Source organism: Chryseobacterium vrystaatense, assembly GCF_000737765.1.
GTDB classification, from domain to species: Bacteria; Bacteroidota; Bacteroidia; order Flavobacteriales; family Weeksellaceae; genus Chryseobacterium; species Chryseobacterium vrystaatense.
Window position 1 is genome coordinate 224,014 of record NZ_JPRI01000001.1, and the last position, 18,212, is coordinate 242,225.

Consider the following 18,212-nt stretch of genomic DNA (forward strand, 5'->3'; position numbering starts at 1 on the left):
GAATCTTTCTTTATAAATTATTTACTCTGGGCAATTAATAATAATTGCTTTAGAACTATTCTTGTTGAAAGGATTTTCTGTCTGAATATATTTTTTTGTTTTCTTATAATAGAACCCAAACCATGTTAATTCTATTTTTGATTCATTGATCATTTCAAAAGAGCCAACAGGCTTTTTATTATCGAGATTAGACCAGTTTTGCATTTCATCTGGAAGTGGGATAAGAGGAGGAAAATCGGTGAAATAAAATTCATACTTATTGACTCCTGTTTTTTTCAATTCAGCGTTCATAGAAAACCTATTTGTAATGGTAAATTGGGCACTATTTAGATTAGGCAAAAAACTAATTTTTTCGTTTGAATTGCAAGTATTACCCCATATTCCTGAATCTGTTATTGAGTATTCTTTTTCAGTTCCGCTGAAATGTTGTAATGCTAGGTCATAAAAAAAGTCACGAGTCTTGTTCGGTTTCTTAATATTCTTGATTTCTTCTAATAATAACCATTTGCCATTATCATATATATAGATAGATTCTGACGCCTCGTCACTAATATCAAACTCACCAGATTGCTTGTCAAAATTTCTAATATATTTTTTATCCAAATAATCAACAATAATATAATAATTCTCAACTCTAGCTTTTATACTTTTCTCTATTACATCGGAAGAGACATCTTCAATTTTATTGTTTTTGAAAAATCCATTCTGATTATACACATTCCAAAAATCTTGTTCTTCTTCAGTTTTGCCAATATAATTTACCGAAAATGCACCAAATTTTTCATCCATATAAGAATACATTGGATAAATATCTCCAGTGAGATTATCTGGAATATAGTAACCTCCCTTTTTATACTTATCATCAAAAAAATTAATTGATAAGATATTATTTGAGTCTTTTTTTAATGTTTCTGTTTTTTCTTTATTCTTAGAAGAATAGTTATTGTTTTCCTGTCCATTACAATTAATAACGATCAATAATAAAAACCATAAACCTTTATTTAATTTCATTTTTATTGAATCTTCTTTATAAATTATTTACTCTGGACAATTAATAATAACTGCTTTAGAACTATTCTTGCTGAAAGGATTTTCTGTCTGAATATATTTTTTTGTTTTCTTATAATAGAACCCAAACCATGTTAATTCTATTTTTGATTCATTGATCATTTCAAAAGAGCCAACAGGCTTTTTATTATCGAGATTAGACCAGTTTTGCATTTCATCTGGAAGTGGGATAAGAGGAGGAAAATCTGTGAAATAAAATTCATACTTGTTAACTCCTGTTTTTTTCAATTCGGCGTTCATAGAAAACCTATTTGTAACAGTAAACTGGGCATTAGCTATAGTTGAAGAAATAAAAACATGATCTCGAAATTTACATTCAGAAGACCAGATACCATCAAGCTTTTTTAAAGATATAGAATTATTAAGAGACTCTATTTTAAGTTTTTTCGCACTGCTGTTAGATGGGCTATTATTTATCATTCTATTTAACTCAGTCAGCTTAGTAATATTTTTTCCATCTGAACTATCAAATACAGTTTCTTCTTTAATAAAATACCAAGATTGTTTTTCCCTATTATATAAATAATAGTTTTTCTTATATGGGTATACATAATCAAATGTTGAACTACTCAAATATTTTGCAGGAATCCACTCAGCAATGATGTTATAACCATCTACATTTGACTCCAGTTTCTTTCTAATTATTTTGTTCAAACTATTGAAATACTCATCATCTGGATCATCACCTGAATCTACATTATTAGCAACATCAAAATTTAACCATTCCTTTTGTTTTTCAATATCTTTATCTATAAAACTTACAGTAACACACCCTATGTATCGATCGGTATGAGAATAAATAGGATAGTTCGAATCGGGACTTAATTGATAACCGTGAAAATATCTTTTATCAAATAGTACAGGTAATACTACATTTTCATCATTGTTAAACGCTTTACTTCTATCTTCTGATTTCAGACTCCATGTTTTAGAATGATTATTTTCTTGAACTTTTTCACAAGAAAATATGATCAAAAAAGATAATAAAGCTATTAGACTCTTTATCATTTATTATTAATTCTATATTTTCTCATTATTTTTCACATTTTAGTAAATGACAGGTTGATTATTTGATTTAATATCACTTGTTTTAAAATTTCTCTTTTTTGTTTTAGCATTGTAGAATCCCATCCATGTTAATTCTAAATGATTAGTATCTTTCAATTTAATTTTTGCAATTGGTTTATCATTCAAATAGTTTTTCCAATCTAATGAAAGTCCCAGCCTGCCCATATCTTCAGGCTTCTTATAAAGTTTATAAAATATTTCATTACCAGAACTTTCTTTTGATTTAATCATAGTGACTGTTTTCAGTCATCCCCTTGTGGCGGAGTGGGATCTTCATCTAAAAGATGTCCACTTTCAATATAATTTTTCAAAAAAACAAATCCAAAATAATTATGTTTTTTTAGAATAATTAATACTTCCGGGTGATTCATTGCATTTTCACTTTGCAAATAGAACAAAGAACTTGCTTTTGCATTCCAAACTGTAGTATTTTCAACTTTATATTCATTCATTTTTGGAATTTCAATATTTGAAATATGAGCAACTATTTCAGCTTTTTCATCTTCAGTAAAAGAAGATTGTATATCTTTTGAATACAAAATAGAAATAATATATTCAGAGAGAGCTAATAAATATTTATTATTATCCTTAGTAGTTATCTTATCAACGTATTTCAAAAGATTTTTTCTAATTCTTAACTTTCCATCACAATCTTTCACAAAAAAAACTTCTCCTATTTTTTCTATTGAATTAGGAGATTCTTCAGAGTATTCTTTATATAAATCTTTCAAAACAAACTCATTAATTTTCTCTTCTTTGTCATAGCCAAAGTGCACCAGAAGTATTTTTAAGAATTCCTTGTCATTGAATAATAACCACGCTAATTCTCCTTTATTATTGTTAAATAAATATTTATTCCGGGCAATAGTACTTTGGTCTAAGTTTATATTAAGATTATTACCACTTAGGCTTATCATATCATTTAACAGTGGTAAAGTGGATATCAATTTGTATTTTGGAAAAGCGAAAATATGATCATAAGTATAATCATATTCACTTTTTATTATATTTTTTTCTTTAGTAGGGTTAACAAAATATGTTGTAAAATCATTGTGCTTTTTCACATCTACACAACTACAATCTGGATATTTTTCAAATATTTCTTTTGTTTTGTTTATAAAAGTTTCATCATCTGGAACTATATATCCATTATTTTTCATGCCCTGCGATAATACTTGCCCTCCTATTTCAATATCAGTATCAGTTAAATGGTATAAATTTAATATATCAGTATCATTTTCGGAAAGTTCAATCCTATCCTGGAATTTCATATGTTGTTTTATTAATTCCATATTCATATTTCCTTTTTTTGACTTAAGTTCGTTACTTTTATTTTGACAACTTAATAAACAGCTTGTTATAAATAGTGATATTATAATTTTTTTCATTTTTAATAAATTCGATTATCTATATCCTAAGTGAAAATATCTTTTATCAAATAGTACTGGTAATACTATTTTCATCATTATTAAACTCTTTACTTTTATCTTCTGATTTCAGACTCCATGTTTTAGAATGATCATTTTCTTGAAATTTTTCACATTTTAGTAAACTGACAGGTTGATTATTTGATGGAGTATCACTTGTTGTAAAATTTCTCTTTTTTAGCATTGTAGAATCCCATGTTAATTCTAAATGATTAGTATCTTTCAATTTAATTTTTCCATTGGAATTACCTTCGGATAAAATTTCAATAATTATTTTGTCTTTTTCGCGAGTTATTAAGAATTCTCTTTTCACTGTTTTATTATTCTCAATATTTGGATCTTCCACTTTAAATAGTAAAAACAAGTAATAAAATGATTTTATTATTTCTTATTTCCATTCTTTTTTCTTTCTTCAGTTATAAATTTAAATAGAGAGAGAGATTGGTTACATTTTTTCATCTATATGTGGTGCAGAACTAACATTAGAAACTTCACAATGCAAGTGAGGATTTCGGGTAACAAAATTCTTCCCATTCCATACCAATACTCAAGTTAAACCGCTTACATTATTATGTTGAACTTAATACTATCAGAAAATTTTATTCCTTTAAAATTCGTCAAGATTAATTTGTTTAAGTAGTATTTTCTTTCTTATTTCTTTTTTTGTCCATTCCTCTTTTCCTGTTTTTGCACTATTTCCGAGAGTTGTTACAAATATTTTCTCGATGAAAAGGTCATCATTTTTATAGAAAACAGGCATAACAACCTTCTTAAATATTTTTTTGTATTGATCACTATATCCTAAGATTAAATTAAAATTTTGTTTATTTTTTGTATTTGTTTCTATCTTTATAAAATCGCAAGTGAACTTTTTATTGAAATAAATATTATCATCAATCTTTAGTTCAAGTGTATAGTTGTCTCCATTATTTTTGACAGATAATACACCTTCTTTATTATTTTTATTTAAAGCTATTGTGTAAGTTTTGAAACCATTTTTAGTGTTGTTTTCAGGCATATTAGAGTGTAATTTTTCTTCTTCCATACTTTCAACAGGTTTTAAAAAATACTGATGACACTCCGGAGAAGCACACCCTAAAAGAATTGTTTTTTTTCCATCATGAAGAGAAATATATGATCCCCCATTAATTTGCAAATCCCATTTCCTACCTTTGTAGAAATAGCCTTTGAAATCAATATTACAAGGGGTCACAGAATATGAAAAATGCCACTCGTTTTCAGTAATACGATTAGATAAATTCATGATTCTATCTACATCACTTTTATTAAGTGACCAAGTTTTATTTTTTTCTGTTAATTTTTCTCCAGTAGAATATTCTCCAGTACAATTTGCATAATAAATTAATGTTTCAACATTATTGTTCCGATCTTTATCCTGTCCTTTGCAAGACACTATAAATAAAAAAAACAATAGGAGATTGATAATAATGTTTTTCATAATATTAACTATAAATAATCTTTAATCGCATTATATACTACTTGTCCTTCGCCTGCTTCTTTAGGTGCTAAATTTTCATGACAGTCAATTTTAGTTTTGTCCAAACTGTAATAATTTAAAAGTCCCTTTACAAGACAGGCAACTGATTTTGACTGTTCTTTAGTTAAGCTCTCCCAGCCTGTAACAGGGTTTTGATCCTTTAACCCCAAAGTAGGCTTTCCATTTTTGTCAATTGCAAATCCAACAACCTCAATTCCAACAGATTTAGAATTCCACCCTGCACAATGCCAAGTTACTTTTGATAAATCAGCAGTTTGTGTTATAACCCCATCTTTTCCGACAACAAAGTGGGTTCCAAAGTGATCTACTCCCCCCTTTCTATTCTTTCTTCCACTCTTAAAAGTATTTATACATGCTTGAGTTGTACCACCAGCAGTTCTATGTAATATCACTTTTTGTATACTTGATTTTATATCTTTAAAATTTCCATGTTCAATAATATTTATATGATTTTTTGTAATTATAGGATGTTTTATAAAACCATTTTCAACATTAAATATTTCAAGACAAATACAATCCTTTAAACCACTTGGGCAAGTAGTCTTTTCGTTGGTCTCTTCATTTTTCACCAGACTAATACAATTTTGCGGATATTCAAATACATTCTTTAGAGCATTTATAGCATTAACTCTTTGGTTATAACCATTGATTGATGATGATTTAGAAGCATTCGGCTTATTTACTAGTCTGGATGTATCAAAAATACTATCTCTATCAGCGAATGTGTTAATATTCCCCATGTCATTATATTTCCAATACCAACCACTTGACATAGCAGCTATCTCAATATTTGTCGAAACAATTGTAGGAGTATTGACTACACTATAGCCTGAAGCTTCTTCAAATTTTTTATAATTCCCCTTTAATGTTAGATGTATAAATCCCCTTCCTCGATATGGATCATACCAATATTCTTGATTTTTTTTACCTTCAACACTTTTCATAAAAGCTCCTGTTTCATGATAACATTGTCCTAGAAAATGAATTTTTCGAATGCATGTATTTATCTCATAATTCTCAAATGTTTTATTTAAAACTTCAGCAAATTTATCATATGTTCTTGTGAAAAATTGCTCATGCCCGCCTGTAAATAATTTGTCATTATTCCACTTAAAAAAATTTTCGCCAGCTTCATCATAAGTAGCTTTTCTCATTGCTGTTACCATTTCTCTCAATTCATCTTCTTTTATTTTACGATTACAAAAGCAATTAACTTTTATTTGTTGCTTTGACACTTTGGTGTCCTCAATCTTAGCCGGACTCCTCACATTCTCCACTTCCACCAGTCCCTTCGAATCCACACCGAATCTTTGGGATTCAGCGGCAAGATCAATAGAAATAATTTCAATAAAATAATGCTGTCGGTCAGCATCGGGATCACCTACAGGAAGGTCAATTCCTTTTTCGAAAAGTCCTTTGGTAATTACAAATCCGGAAGTTGTATCACATACATCAGCCGGAATTTTAATATGTCCGCTTCGGTATATTTCATCATGGGCACCTGCATCATACTCCCAGACTACATATTGGATATACTTTCCGACCATATTTTTCGAATGTATTCTTATTCTCACTTTTTCCCCTACCGCAACCTTGGAAAGTTCTTTCCCCGAATCGTTAATGAAAACAGCTTCCAGAATATTCCCTTTAGGATCCGTCTGCTTTTTCCCACCCTGTCCGGAAGGAAATTTTGGAGTATGTGGAGCTGGCTTCCCTTTTTTATAATCAGGATTCACAACATCTACATTCACCTGACTGGCTCCGACTATCTTTCCCGAATAGGTTGCCGTAACATAATACTCATGATAAGCTCCTTCATCCTGGTCCCCTATCATAAGATATTTATTGGCCATCTGCCTGAGGATTCTTTCATCAGATATCAATGAAATCTTCACTTCTGCGATACCATTCTCATTGACTACTGCCCTATATACTTTGTTGTGACGGTTGTTTTTGTTCACCACCAGATCATGGCCTCCTCCCGGTGCATCATCCTCCCAAAGATGGAATTCGATCTCTTTGCCAAACATAGCGATGCAGTGAGCCTGTGCTGTTAATGTATCGCGGTAACCGGCCTTGTTGACATTCTTGCCGTTTCTGTTGAAAAGAACCACTCTGTCGATTTTGGACACTTTTCCATACACAGGAATAAGGATGATACTTCCTACAAGTTTTTTGATACCGGATGTTCCCGGAAGAAGTTCCGGCTGGATTTCATAGACCTTTATCTCAAACTCAATACCGACAGCTATTTCTCCAAATTTATAGGAAACTCTTTTTCCGGTTTTGGGTGTTTCCGTAATATCTCTCCACGTTTTGTTTTTATTTTTTTTGAAAACATGCCACTCATAGCTGCTGTTAAGCTTCCCAAGAAGATTAAGGGCATTGATTTCATAGTAATACGCCGTTCCAGCCATTGGATTCCGGTTTCCTGATATCATTTCTGTCATGCTTACATGTAGTATTGCTGGTCGTTCATATATTCTTTAAATTCATCATAATTCACAATCGGGTTATACACCTGTTGTTTCTTCGTACGAGCATTCATAACCTGTGATTTGCTGATCTCACTTTGCTGGCCATGTTTTAGAATGCTAATTTTTCCTCCGGTACTGCACATGAGTTCGGAAATTTCCGTTAGGCAGCTTTTTCCCATGACCTTCACTTTTTCATAGGCTTTTTGCCATTTTCCAACCGGAGCATAGGAGCATGGAAGATATCCACCCGATGAAGGCTTAAGCCGGCATTGCCCGAAAGACCGGACTGACGGATCAAACTGAAGATCGTCTTCTGTCACGGCAAGATAATCGGCCTTTTCTTCCTGATCATTCCAATAGTGTTTTTGGTGGCTGGTTACCTTGAACTGTGGAAATTCAGAGCCCTGGTTACACTGTACCGTTCCTTTCTGTATAATGAAATACTTACCATCATGAGGGTTTGAATCCTCATCCTTTTCAGTCTGTTTTTCTTTTTCAGAAGCCTGTTCGCTGTTTTCTTCAGAGTAACTGTTATGGTCTGTCAGTTCCTGATCACTTTCTTTTATAGGAGTTTCTGAAAATCCTGTATCAGCAAGAAATCGGGAATCTTCAATAATGATCATGGTCTTTCCCGGAACGGGTTCATCATGCATCACATCTTCTTCCGGGCAATGCAGGTTATGGTAAGTTTTCAGGATACCATTGTCTATCAAACCGAATTTTTGAGCCAGTGAACTATAAGTATCTCCTTGCTGGATCGTATATTTTTTCATGGATTATTGTGTTATTTTGAGAGTATGTTTTTGGAGAAGTGAATTTTCTTGCGACAGACTCAGGGATGCTTCAGCGCTGAATAATTTTTTGGTTTCTTTATGGGTTATATACTGCAGGATGATCTCGCCTGAAACCGGATCTCCGACAGGCTTGTTGGATCTCACCCCTTTTTTCAGTTCCTGAAGACTGCATGCATCTGTTATTCCTCCTCTTAAAACAGTGGTTAAAAGATCGTGGTCAAGGTCTGCCTGTTCAGTCCTCATGGAACATTGTACAGGAAAAGAATTCTTAAGAAAAAAGAATTTTTCAGACCAAACGGAGTTCTTTCCGAACCAATCCATCTCAGGAAATAAGGTTTGAAAAAGAAGCGTAGACTTAAACTGCTCTAAAAAAAAGGTCTGATCGGAAATGCTGTTCTGAAATACATCAAAATAGAGCTCCGAACGCTCTCCGGTAAAAAACTCTTCAAGCTCAGCACGTTGGTTTTTAAACTTTTCTACCAGATGCTGATGATTCGCTGGTCCTGTAATATGTCCATCCGGATCAATACTGAAGTCCACGGGCATGATACTCTTTATACAGGCCAAAGTCAGATTTTCCGTTTTGTTGTCGGGAATGTAATCTCCAGTTTTAAAATTATTCTGCCTGAATGTTAAAATATAAGGATCACTTTTTTGATCTGTTCTGATATCAAACTGTACATCATAATGTATAGCAAGAGGATTTTCTCTTGAACCTTCAAAGGTTTCGCTAACGTGATAAACCGGCATAAGGAACGAGTCGGAAAGGCTGTACGAAGGCAGCGTCTTTTTCTTTTCCAGCTCCCGCTTTTTTCCAGTCTTAAAGTTCAGGGGAACAATAAGTCTTTCTACACCGTTCAGGTTTTCAAACCATACCCTATGCATTTTGAGGCACAGACTGTTATGAAACTGTTTGAGTTCCTCCGCACTCATGTTCAGCCGTGAGGAAACAGACGGAAGTGTATCTCCGTTCCGGACTTTATATTCAAAAAAAATCATTTCTATCAGTTGTGAATTACATTATAAAACTAATAAAAAATCGCATTCATAATGCAATTATTAAGATTAATTTTCAAAAAATAAAAGATATAACCAACTATATAACAATTGGTTATTCTTGTAAATTTAGAATTATATGAATAAAATAATATGAAGAAAAGAAACTGCTAAACATGCTTCATCTTAAGGCAGAAAATAGTGTTTTATATTTTTTTGAAATTTTTCGCAGATTCAGTACCTAAAGCAATCGAAAAATAAAGTTTTCGGGGTGTATATTTTCAATAATATCTAATTATCATGCTCACAGCACCCCCTAAAAAAACTTCCAACCGTAAAAAAGAGATCAGCATATATTCATCAAAAATGTGAATACCGGAATCATGACAAAAAAAAAGGAACCATTATGATCCCTTTTTTTCTGCTTGTTTTTGAAGCCATTCATCATGTTTTCTTTTGAAGAAGTCATGTTTATAGTTTTGATTTCTCTTCGCAGCATCGATAGAATGTGAAGTATGAATATCATTATCCTCCTCAGCAAAATCAGCAAGCTTTTCGTAATAACAGTGGAGCTGATCGAGTTCTTTTTCCGTAAGATCTTCAATATCCACAATCCTGTTGCTGGCCTTTTCATTGGCGGCAAGAAGTTCATTCAGTTTGATCTGTATGGCTTTGGAATCTTTGTTCTGTGCTTTCTGAATTAAGAAAACCATTAAAAATGTAATAATTGTAGTTCCCGTATTGATCACGAGCTGCCAGGTTTCAGAATAATTAAAAATGGGTCCAGATCCTGCCCATATCACCACTACGATTACCGCTCCAATAAATGCATATGAACTTCCCGTAAACTTGGTGGCCCAGTCAGAAAATTTCTCAAAAAGGTTATTGTTTTTGTGGCTCATGATGTCAATTCTTTTGTTGAATAAATGTATTGAATTAACTTGAATCCGAAGTAAAGAATGTTTACAAAAAAGGAAATGAAAAAGATCTTCTTTCACTCTCTAAACCAAAAATAATTGAAAACAGTTTTCTCTTCTTAAAAGTCCAATTCTTACTTTATCTTTCTAAATCTGTGCCACCAGATCAGAAATCCCGTGACAGGTAATGAGCATCCTACCAGTGAAATCAGGAAATACAGAATAATACTTGGTAAACCCATAATTTCGCCGGTATGCAATGGTTTTGCCAAGGCTGTGAACTGCTTATTGAGGGGTTTGTCGGAAAACAGTTCCCTGGTTTTAAAAACTCCTGTTTTGTCGAAGGTTATTTGGTCCGGCAGCATCATTCCAAGTAGATTCCGGGTATTGGTTTTAGTTACTACATACCTTGGATTTTCTTTGTTGGGAAGTTCAATACTCGTCACTGCTGAATAGGGCAGCTGCTTATTGGAAAGCTCAAGAATTCTGTCGATAGATACTGAAGCGGTATTTTTAAGATTCTTTTTCTCTTTCTGCTTCTGCAGCATGTCTTCAAGGAGCCCTCCAAAGGGATCGTCCCCGCTTTTCTCTTCGGCGATATGATTAATTGAAGAGCCTCCCAGGCTTACAATAAGAGCATTTTTCACCCACGGATAGGTTACATATAATCCTGTAACAGCCATGAAGAAGAGCACTAGAAAGGTATAAAAGCCGAGTGTATTATGCAGATCGTAATTCACCCTCTGAAATTTTGCTTTGAATTTCACTGTAAGCCCCTGTTTCAGGAACTTCAGTTTTTTGGGAAGCCAGAGGATCAATCCGGAAATAAGCAGCACACAGAACATGAGTACGGAGGCTCCAACAATCTGCCGGCCGATATTGCCCATCATCAGGTTTCTGTGAATATCGAGAACAACTTCAAAAAACCGGTTGGCTCCAGTATCAGCCTGGCCAAGGATCTCTCCGGTATATTGATTATAGTATGAACTCTTATCCAATTGGTCTTCCCGGTAGGAAACCACATAGCTTCTGTTTTTACGATCCGGCATCAGTAAGGAAGTAAGTTCTTTTCCGCTTTTGAATAATACTGCCTGAATCCGGTCCGGGGTTTGGGAGACCTGGGAGCCGGCACTGATATAAACCTTATCTCTGTTATAAAGGTCAATAATCTGGTTTCTGAAGGCATACAGACATCCGGTAAGGCACATCACAAATACAATACTACTTGACAGAAGCCCCAGCCAGAGATGGATGATCCACATCAGATATTTAATGAGTGATTCATTCTTTCTTCTTTTACGGTAAAGACTTTTAAATAATGATTTCATCAGGGTCTAATAGCAAAAACATTAAGACAGGAGTGCTGCCTTAATGTTCTCTAATTAAAATTGATATGAATGTTTATTTTTATCAGGTTCAAACTCCTGATTATTTTCTTCCTTTGAACTTAATGTCTTTTACGGTTTCTTCGAATTTCGCATAATGTTCCGGGGTAAGAGCTGCTTTAATAGCGGCTTTTCTCTGAGCATCAAATTTCTCCCAGTATTCTTTAGCCAAATCATTATTTCCGTGGTAAACATCGTGGGCATCGTTGAATGCTTTTTCAAATGCATCGTTAGCAGCATTTACTACTGAAAACTCTTCTTCTGACAGCTGAGCCTCAGTTTTGATTTTCTCAAGAAGTGCATTGTCGTATCTTGGTCTTTTTCTTGAATTTTCGTCTACAAATGCATTGAATTTTTCCATTTGCGGACCGTCAAGAACTTTTGCCATTTCAATAGATTGCTGTGCTCTCAGTTCTTCATTTTTGATTCCTAATGCTACGCGGTCCATATTCCCGCCCTGTGCTTTTGCAGCCTGGAAGTTTTGTTCCTGAAGATCCTGATATTTTTTGGTGATCTCATCAAAATTTTTCACCTGATCAGGGCTAAGCTGCACTTCAGTTTTAAACTGATTATAGTCAACTCCTTTCTTTTTATCTCCTGAACATGCAATGAATACTGCACCAAGAGTCAAGGCTAAGAATAATGTTTTTACACTTTTCATAATGAATAATTTTGCTGGTTAGAATTTATAGTTTACCTGTACGGCAAAGTTTCTTGGTTGGATCTGATCGATGTAGCCACCTCTGAAATAAGAGTTATATCCTACAGAATCAAAAATATTGTTGAAGAAACCTCTCAGTCCCAGTCCGTTTTTGAATGAGTATCCAATCTGAGCATCAACGGTAGTATACTCAGGCATGTTGAAAGGTCTTTCATCAGGCTGCGTTCCATTCACATGCCCCCCAGCAACTGCTTTTAATTTATAATCATCAACAGGTCTTGTTCCTACATAATAAACTCCTGCACCCACATCAAGTCCCGTCAAGGCACCTTCGTTAAATTTATAATTCAACCATGCATTGGCAGAATGTTTTGGAGTATTGATAGGAGCTGAACCGCTTACAAATGAAGGGCTGTCTTTATACTGTGCATCTACATACGCCCATCCTGTCATCACCTGAAGGTTGGGAAGAATTTTCCCGATCAGTTCAATTTCCATTCCTTTTCTCTTCAATTCACCGGCCATGGCATATTTTCCGGTACCGTTTCCACCATTTCCAATAATTTCATAAGATAAATTATCAGTATTAATATCAAAGAAAGTCACATTGAATCTCAATCTCTCATTCAACCAGTCAGACTTAATTCCGGCCTCCCACTGTTTGGTGGTAGAAGCTCCAACGGTTCCTCCTGTTGCTAATGGATTATTAGAACTTCTTAAAGCAGTAGTACTTGTGTAAGATCCAAATACATTCATGTTTTCAATTGGGGAAATCATAATTCCCAATGAAGGATTCCATGCATAATCTTTTTCTTTATCAGAACCTATTAATCTACTGTAACGAACTCCTAAATGTGCTTTAATATATTTATTAAAAGTAATAACATCCTGTGCCATTAATCCCATGGTAGGAGCTACTGTATTTACTATAGGATTACTCTTGGCCAGCGTAAAATTATTAGGATCAATATCAGCAGGCAGTACATTGTTAATATCATTTAGAACGTTGATACGGTCTACCTTTTTGCTATCATATGAAGTGGTAGTCACATTAGACTCTTTCCAGTCGAATCCAACCTGGAAGGTATGCTTCATGAAACCTGTTTTTACATCTGCCCCGATAAAGTCAAACTGAAATACTTTGTTCAAATCTTCTCTGTCTGATCTGGTTAATGTTCTGTCACGCATTTCATTTGGATTATTTCTATCCAGAGGTGCCAAAGCTGCACCAATAATTTCAGACTGGTAAGATGAACTCATGAAAGCTGCTCTTAACTTTAACTTTTCAGTCAGTTTTCTTGTCGCTGTTGTAGAGAAATTGAAGGTTTCTATTGCTGCATTATCTGAAGCAAAACCCAGAAACTTTCTTCCCGGCATTCTGTATATGGCTTCTGTATCTCCCTTTGCAAGGTTTACGGTTCCTCTGTCCGGTGTGGTATTGTTGTGCATATAATCCATTTCCACCACAATTTCAGTCTTGTCGTCAGGACGAATCGCGATAGATGGATTTACATAAATACGGTCTGTATTGATAAACCTTCTGAAACTGTTGTTTTCCTGATACGCAGCATTTAATCTTACTGCTATTTTCCCCTGAGAGTCCAATACTCTCTGGAAGTCTACCGTAGGTCTGTAAAAGTCCCAGCTTCCATATCTGAATCCTACATTGGTTTGATTGATAAACTTAGGTACTTTTGTAACTACGTTGATAACTCCCCCTGCAGAACCAAGTCCGTCACCAATACCCTGCGTTACTGCTGCTGAACCTTTAATTACCTGAATACTTTCTACTCCCTGCATATCGGTAAGCATTGCTCCTGTACGGAAATCGGAATCCATCTGAACTCCATTTTTCAATACCGGTACTCCACGATATCCTCTGATTGACATACTTTCTCTTGTCCCTCCATAACTTCCGAACTGGGTAACTCCAGGGATATTTTTGGCAACATCCGTTACGGTCAGTCCTCCCAAATCTTCAATTACTTTATAGGAGATTACAGAAATACTCTGTATCTGGTCTCTGGTTTTCAAAGGAAGCCTTGTAATGGCCTCTAAGCCTTCGGGCTGTTTCTTTTTATCACCAAATAATTCTACTTCATCGATTTCTTTTGATTTCCTGATAGAATCATTCACTTGCTGTGCGCTTACAAAAACCCCACCTAATACAAGCAGAGAAAAGGATACTACTTTATTCATCTGATTATTTTTTGCAAAATTATTATTTTTAATGATTCTAAATAAATAACATCAGGTGACATATCTCACATCGATATGACTAATCATTATCAGATTGCAAATGAGCCTCTGGATGTAATGAGGATACCTTAATGATCCCGGAGCATCATTACAGGTGCCTTGTAAAAACAGGGTTATGAATACAGAAGTCGAAATGTAAAAAATCCAGATCGTACTCCCATGATTCTTTACAGGAAAGTTGATGTATTGCTATTATACAAAAAAAATCCGTCCCTAAAAAGGGACGGATTCTATAATCATTGCAAAGTATGCAGTTATCACACTTTAATTTCAACGTCTACACCGCTTGGTAACTCTAATTTCATTAGAGCATCAACAGTTTTAGAAGAAGAAGAGTAGATATCCATCAATCTCTTATGAGCAGAAAGTTGGAACTGTTCTCTTGCTTTCTTATTTACGTGCGGAGATCTCAACACTGTGAAGATTCTCTTATTTGTAGGCAATGGAATTGGTCCGTTTACAACAGCACCAGTAGCCTTTACCGTTTTTACGATTTTCTCAGCAGACTTGTCTACCAAGTTGTAATCGTAAGATTTTAGTTTTATTCTGATTCTTTGTGACATTTTTCTAATTTAAAAAATTAACCTTTTGCTTTAGCAATGATATCCTCAGCAACGTTTTGTGGAGTTTGTGCGTATTTCTCTAATTCCATAGAAGAAGTAGCTCTTCCTGATGAAAGTGTTCTTAGAGTTGTTACATATCCAAACATTTCAGAAAGTGGAACTGAACCTTTGATTACTACGGCTCCGTTTTTCTCTTCCTGACCACTGATTGTCCCTCTTCTCTTGTTAAGGTCACCAATGATGTTACCCATGTATTCTTCCGGAGTTACAACCTCCAGTTTCATAATAGGCTCCATGATTACTGGCTTAGCAGCACGTCCCGCTTCTTTAAATCCTAATTTAGCAGCTAATTCAAAAGAAAGAGCATCAGAATCCACTGCGTGGAAAGATCCGTCTTTAAGAACCACTTTAATACCTTCAACTTCGAAACCAGCCAAAGGACCGTTCTTCATTGCAGCTTTAAAGCCTTTTTCAATTGCAGGAACAAATTCTCTAGGAACGTTACCACCTTTGATTTCGTTAATAAATTCAAGACCGATTTTACCTTCTTCAGCAGGTCCAAGTTCGAATACGATATCAGCAAATTTACCTTTACCACCAGATTGTTTTTTGTAAACTTCTCTGTGCTGAGCAACTTTTGTAAGATTTTCTTTGTATTCTACCTGTGGCTGACCCTGGTTAACTTCTACTTTGAATTCTCTTCTCATACGATCTACAAGAATGTCAAGGTGAAGTTCACCCATTCCTGAGATAATCGTCTGACCAGAAGCTTCGTCAGTTTTAACCTGGAAAGTAGGATCTTCTTCAGCTAGTTTAGCCAGAGCGTTACCCATTTTATCCTGGTCTGCCTTAGTTTTAGGTTCAACAGCGATACCAATTACCGGATCAGGGAAAACCATCGATTCTAGAACGATTGGGTGTTTCTCGTCACACATTGTATCACCAGTTTTGATAGATTTGAAACCTACAGCTGCACCAATATCTCCTGCTTCAATATATTCTACAGGATTTTGCTTGTTAGCGTGCATCTGATAGATTCTTGAGATTCTTTCTTTATCTCCTGAACGAGTGTTCAAGATATAAGAACCTGCATCTAGTCTTCCAGAGTATGCTCTGAAGAATGCCAATCTTCCCACGAATGGGTCAGTAGCAATCTTAAATGCTAAAGCCGCGAAAGGCTCGTTTACGTCTGGTTTTCTTGTAATATCAAGATCTGTTCTAGGGTCAGTACCTTTGATATCATCTTTATCCAATGGAGAAGGAAGGTATTTACATACTGCATCCAACATAAACTGTACTCCTTTATTCTTAAATGAAGAACCACAAGTCATTGGGATAATAGAAAGATCAATAGTAGCTTTTCTTAGAGCTTCGTTGATTTCGTCTTCAGAGATTGAATCCGGATCTTCGAAGAATTTCTCCATCAAAGTATCATCGTAGTCAGCAACAGCTTCTACCAGTTTCTCTCTGTATTCAAGAACTTCAGCTTTCATGTCTTCAGGAATTGGCACTACTTCGAAAGTAGCTCCTTGTCCTGCTTCATCCCAGATGATCGCTCTGTTTTTAATTAAGTCTACAACCCCTTTGAAATCTTCTTCAGCACCGATTGGTAAAACGATTGGAACTGCGTTTGATCCTAACATTGTCTTAACCTGGTTTACCACGTTAAGGAAGTCAGCACCTTGTCTGTCCATTTTGTTTACGAATCCCATTCTCGCAACTTTATAGTTGTCAGCAAGTCTCCAGTTTGTTTCAGACTGAGGCTCTACTCCATCTACTGCAGAGAATAAGAATACCAATCCATCCAATACTCTTAAAGATCTGTTTACTTCTACTGTGAAGTCAACGTGTCCCGGTGTATCAATGATGTTGAAGTGGTAAGGCTTACTTTCAGGTAAAATTTTACCCTGGTCTGTAGGGAAGTTCCAAGAACAAGTAGTTGCAGCAGAAGTAATAGTAATACCTCTTTCTGCTTCCTGCTCCATCCAGTCCATTGTAGAAGCACCATCATGTACTTCACCAATTTTGTGGTTTACACCAGTGTAGAATAAGATTCTTTCTGTAGTGGTAGTTTTTCCCGCATCAATGTGGGCAGCAATACCAATATTTCTTGTAAATTTAAGATCTCTACTCATTTCTAATTAGAATTTAAAGTGAGAGAAAGCTTTGTTAGCTTCCGCCATTTTGTGAGTATCAGATTTCTTTTTGTAAGCAGCACCTTCCTCTCTAGAAGCAGCTACCACTTCATTAGCTAATTTCAAAGCCATAGACTTATCATTTCTAGCTTTTGAATATTTGATTAACCATTTCATTGCCATAGAAATTTTTCTGTCAGCTCTGATTGGCATAGGGATCTGGAAGTTAGCTCCACCTACTCTTCTAGAACGTACTTCTACGTGAGGCATAACGTTAGTTAATGCATCTTTCCAGATTTCAAGGGCTGTTTTCTCAGTTTCTCCTTTTTTAGCTTCTACTAGCTCTAAAGCATCATAGAATATTTTGAATGCGATAGACTTCTTACCGTCTAGCATTAAGTTGTTTACAAATCTTGTTACCAATTGATCATTAAATTTCGGATCTGGTAACAACGGTCTTTTTTTCGCTTTTGTCTTTCTCATTGTTTCTGTACCTTATTTAATGATTATTTTTTCTTTCCTTTAGCTGGCGCAGCTGCTGCCTGACCTGGTTTTGGTCTCTTAGCTCCATACTTAGATCTTCTCTGCGTTCTTCCGCTTACACCTGCAGTGTCTAATGCTCCTCTTACGATATGATAACGTACTCCCGGTAGGTCTTTCACCCTTCCGCCGCGTACCAATACTATCGAGTGCTCTTGAAGATTATGTCCTTCGCCCGGGATGTAGGCGTTGACTTCCTTCCCGTTAGAAAGTCTTACCCTTGCAACTTTTCTAAGTGCAGAGTTAGGTTTCTTAGGAGTGGTAGTATATACTCTCGTACATACACCTCGTCTTTGTGGACAAGAATCAAGGGCAGCCGATTTACTCTTCTTGGTGAGTGCGACTCTTCCTTTTCTTACTAATTGTTGAATAGTAGGCATTTAATTGCTTTTTATTTTAGGGT

17 protein-coding genes are annotated in these 18,212 nt (G+C 35.0%); all 17 read right to left on the reverse strand.

Annotated features, from left to right (window positions below):
• Positions 1–21 precede the first annotated feature (21 nt).
• The 17 genes from IW16_RS01040 to rpsL all read right to left on the reverse strand — a co-directional run bounded on the left by IW16_RS01040 (position 22) and on the right by rpsL (position 18,189).
• Complete coding sequence (locus IW16_RS01040; RefSeq protein ID WP_034738811.1) at positions 22–1,011, reverse strand: hypothetical protein; 990 nt, start codon at positions 1,009–1,011, stop codon at positions 22–24.
• A 27-nt stretch (positions 1,012–1,038) separates the two neighbouring features.
• Positions 1,039–2,076: a hypothetical protein gene (locus IW16_RS01045; RefSeq protein ID WP_034738814.1), complete on the reverse strand. Its 1,038-nt coding sequence runs from the start codon at positions 2,074–2,076 to the stop codon at positions 1,039–1,041.
• Positions 2,077–2,115: 39 nt separating this feature from the next.
• A complete protein-coding gene (locus IW16_RS01050; protein WP_034738816.1) occupies positions 2,116–2,367 on the reverse strand; it encodes a hypothetical protein in 252 nt (83 codons plus the stop codon).
• A gap of 11 nt (positions 2,368–2,378) precedes the next feature.
• A complete protein-coding gene (locus IW16_RS01055) occupies positions 2,379–3,524 on the reverse strand; it encodes a hypothetical protein (protein ID WP_034738819.1) in 1,146 nt (381 codons plus the stop codon).
• A 46-nt stretch (positions 3,525–3,570) separates the two neighbouring features.
• Positions 3,571–3,909 carry a hypothetical protein gene (locus IW16_RS01060; RefSeq protein WP_131327818.1) on the reverse strand — a complete coding sequence of 113 codons (339 nt, stop codon included), beginning with the start codon at positions 3,907–3,909 and terminating at the stop codon, positions 3,571–3,573.
• Positions 3,910–4,170: 261 nt separating this feature from the next.
• Positions 4,171–5,022, reverse strand: coding sequence for a hypothetical protein (locus IW16_RS01065; RefSeq protein ID WP_034738824.1), 852 nt, complete (start codon positions 5,020–5,022; stop codon positions 4,171–4,173).
• Positions 5,023–5,030: 8 nt separating this feature from the next.
• Positions 5,031–7,532: an N-acetylmuramoyl-L-alanine amidase gene (locus IW16_RS01070; protein ID WP_034738826.1), complete on the reverse strand. Its 2,502-nt coding sequence runs from the start codon at positions 7,530–7,532 to the stop codon at positions 5,031–5,033.
• Positions 7,533–7,534: 2 nt separating this feature from the next.
• Complete coding sequence (locus IW16_RS25515) at positions 7,535–8,332, reverse strand: DUF4280 and LysM peptidoglycan-binding domain-containing protein (RefSeq protein ID WP_051889816.1); 798 nt, start codon at positions 8,330–8,332, stop codon at positions 7,535–7,537.
• Positions 8,333–8,335: 3 nt separating this feature from the next.
• Positions 8,336–9,352 carry a hypothetical protein gene (locus IW16_RS01080; RefSeq protein ID WP_034738830.1) on the reverse strand — a complete coding sequence of 339 codons (1,017 nt, stop codon included), beginning with the start codon at positions 9,350–9,352 and terminating at the stop codon, positions 8,336–8,338.
• A gap of 401 nt (positions 9,353–9,753) precedes the next feature.
• On the reverse strand, positions 9,754–10,251 hold the full coding sequence (locus IW16_RS01085) for a low affinity iron permease family protein (RefSeq protein WP_034740433.1): 498 nt from the start codon (positions 10,249–10,251) through the stop codon (positions 9,754–9,756).
• Between the two features lie 149 nt (positions 10,252–10,400).
• Entirely contained in the window at positions 10,401–11,594 is a 1,194-nt protein-coding gene (locus tag IW16_RS01090) for a PepSY-associated TM helix domain-containing protein (RefSeq protein ID WP_034738832.1), read from the reverse strand.
• A gap of 100 nt (positions 11,595–11,694) precedes the next feature.
• Positions 11,695–12,312, reverse strand: coding sequence for a hypothetical protein (locus IW16_RS01095; RefSeq protein WP_034738834.1), 618 nt, complete (start codon positions 12,310–12,312; stop codon positions 11,695–11,697).
• A gap of 18 nt (positions 12,313–12,330) precedes the next feature.
• The gene (locus IW16_RS01100; protein ID WP_034738837.1) at positions 12,331–14,511 is read right to left on the reverse strand and encodes a TonB-dependent siderophore receptor; all 2,181 of its coding nucleotides are present in this window, start codon (positions 14,509–14,511) and stop codon (positions 12,331–12,333) included.
• 317 nt (positions 14,512–14,828) lie between these two features.
• Entirely contained in the window at positions 14,829–15,134 is a 306-nt protein-coding gene (gene rpsJ, locus IW16_RS01105; protein ID WP_002661363.1) for a 30S ribosomal protein S10, read from the reverse strand.
• A gap of 17 nt (positions 15,135–15,151) precedes the next feature.
• Positions 15,152–17,269, reverse strand: coding sequence for an elongation factor G (gene fusA, locus IW16_RS01110; RefSeq protein WP_034738841.1), 2,118 nt, complete (start codon positions 17,267–17,269; stop codon positions 15,152–15,154).
• A 6-nt stretch (positions 17,270–17,275) separates the two neighbouring features.
• A complete protein-coding gene (gene rpsG, locus IW16_RS01115; protein ID WP_034738844.1) occupies positions 17,276–17,752 on the reverse strand; it encodes a 30S ribosomal protein S7 in 477 nt (158 codons plus the stop codon).
• A 23-nt stretch (positions 17,753–17,775) separates the two neighbouring features.
• Positions 17,776–18,189 (reverse strand): 30S ribosomal protein S12, encoded by a 414-nt coding sequence (rpsL, locus tag IW16_RS01120; RefSeq protein ID WP_027383325.1) that lies wholly within the window; start codon positions 18,187–18,189, stop codon positions 17,776–17,778.
• Positions 18,190–18,212 lie beyond the last annotated feature (23 nt).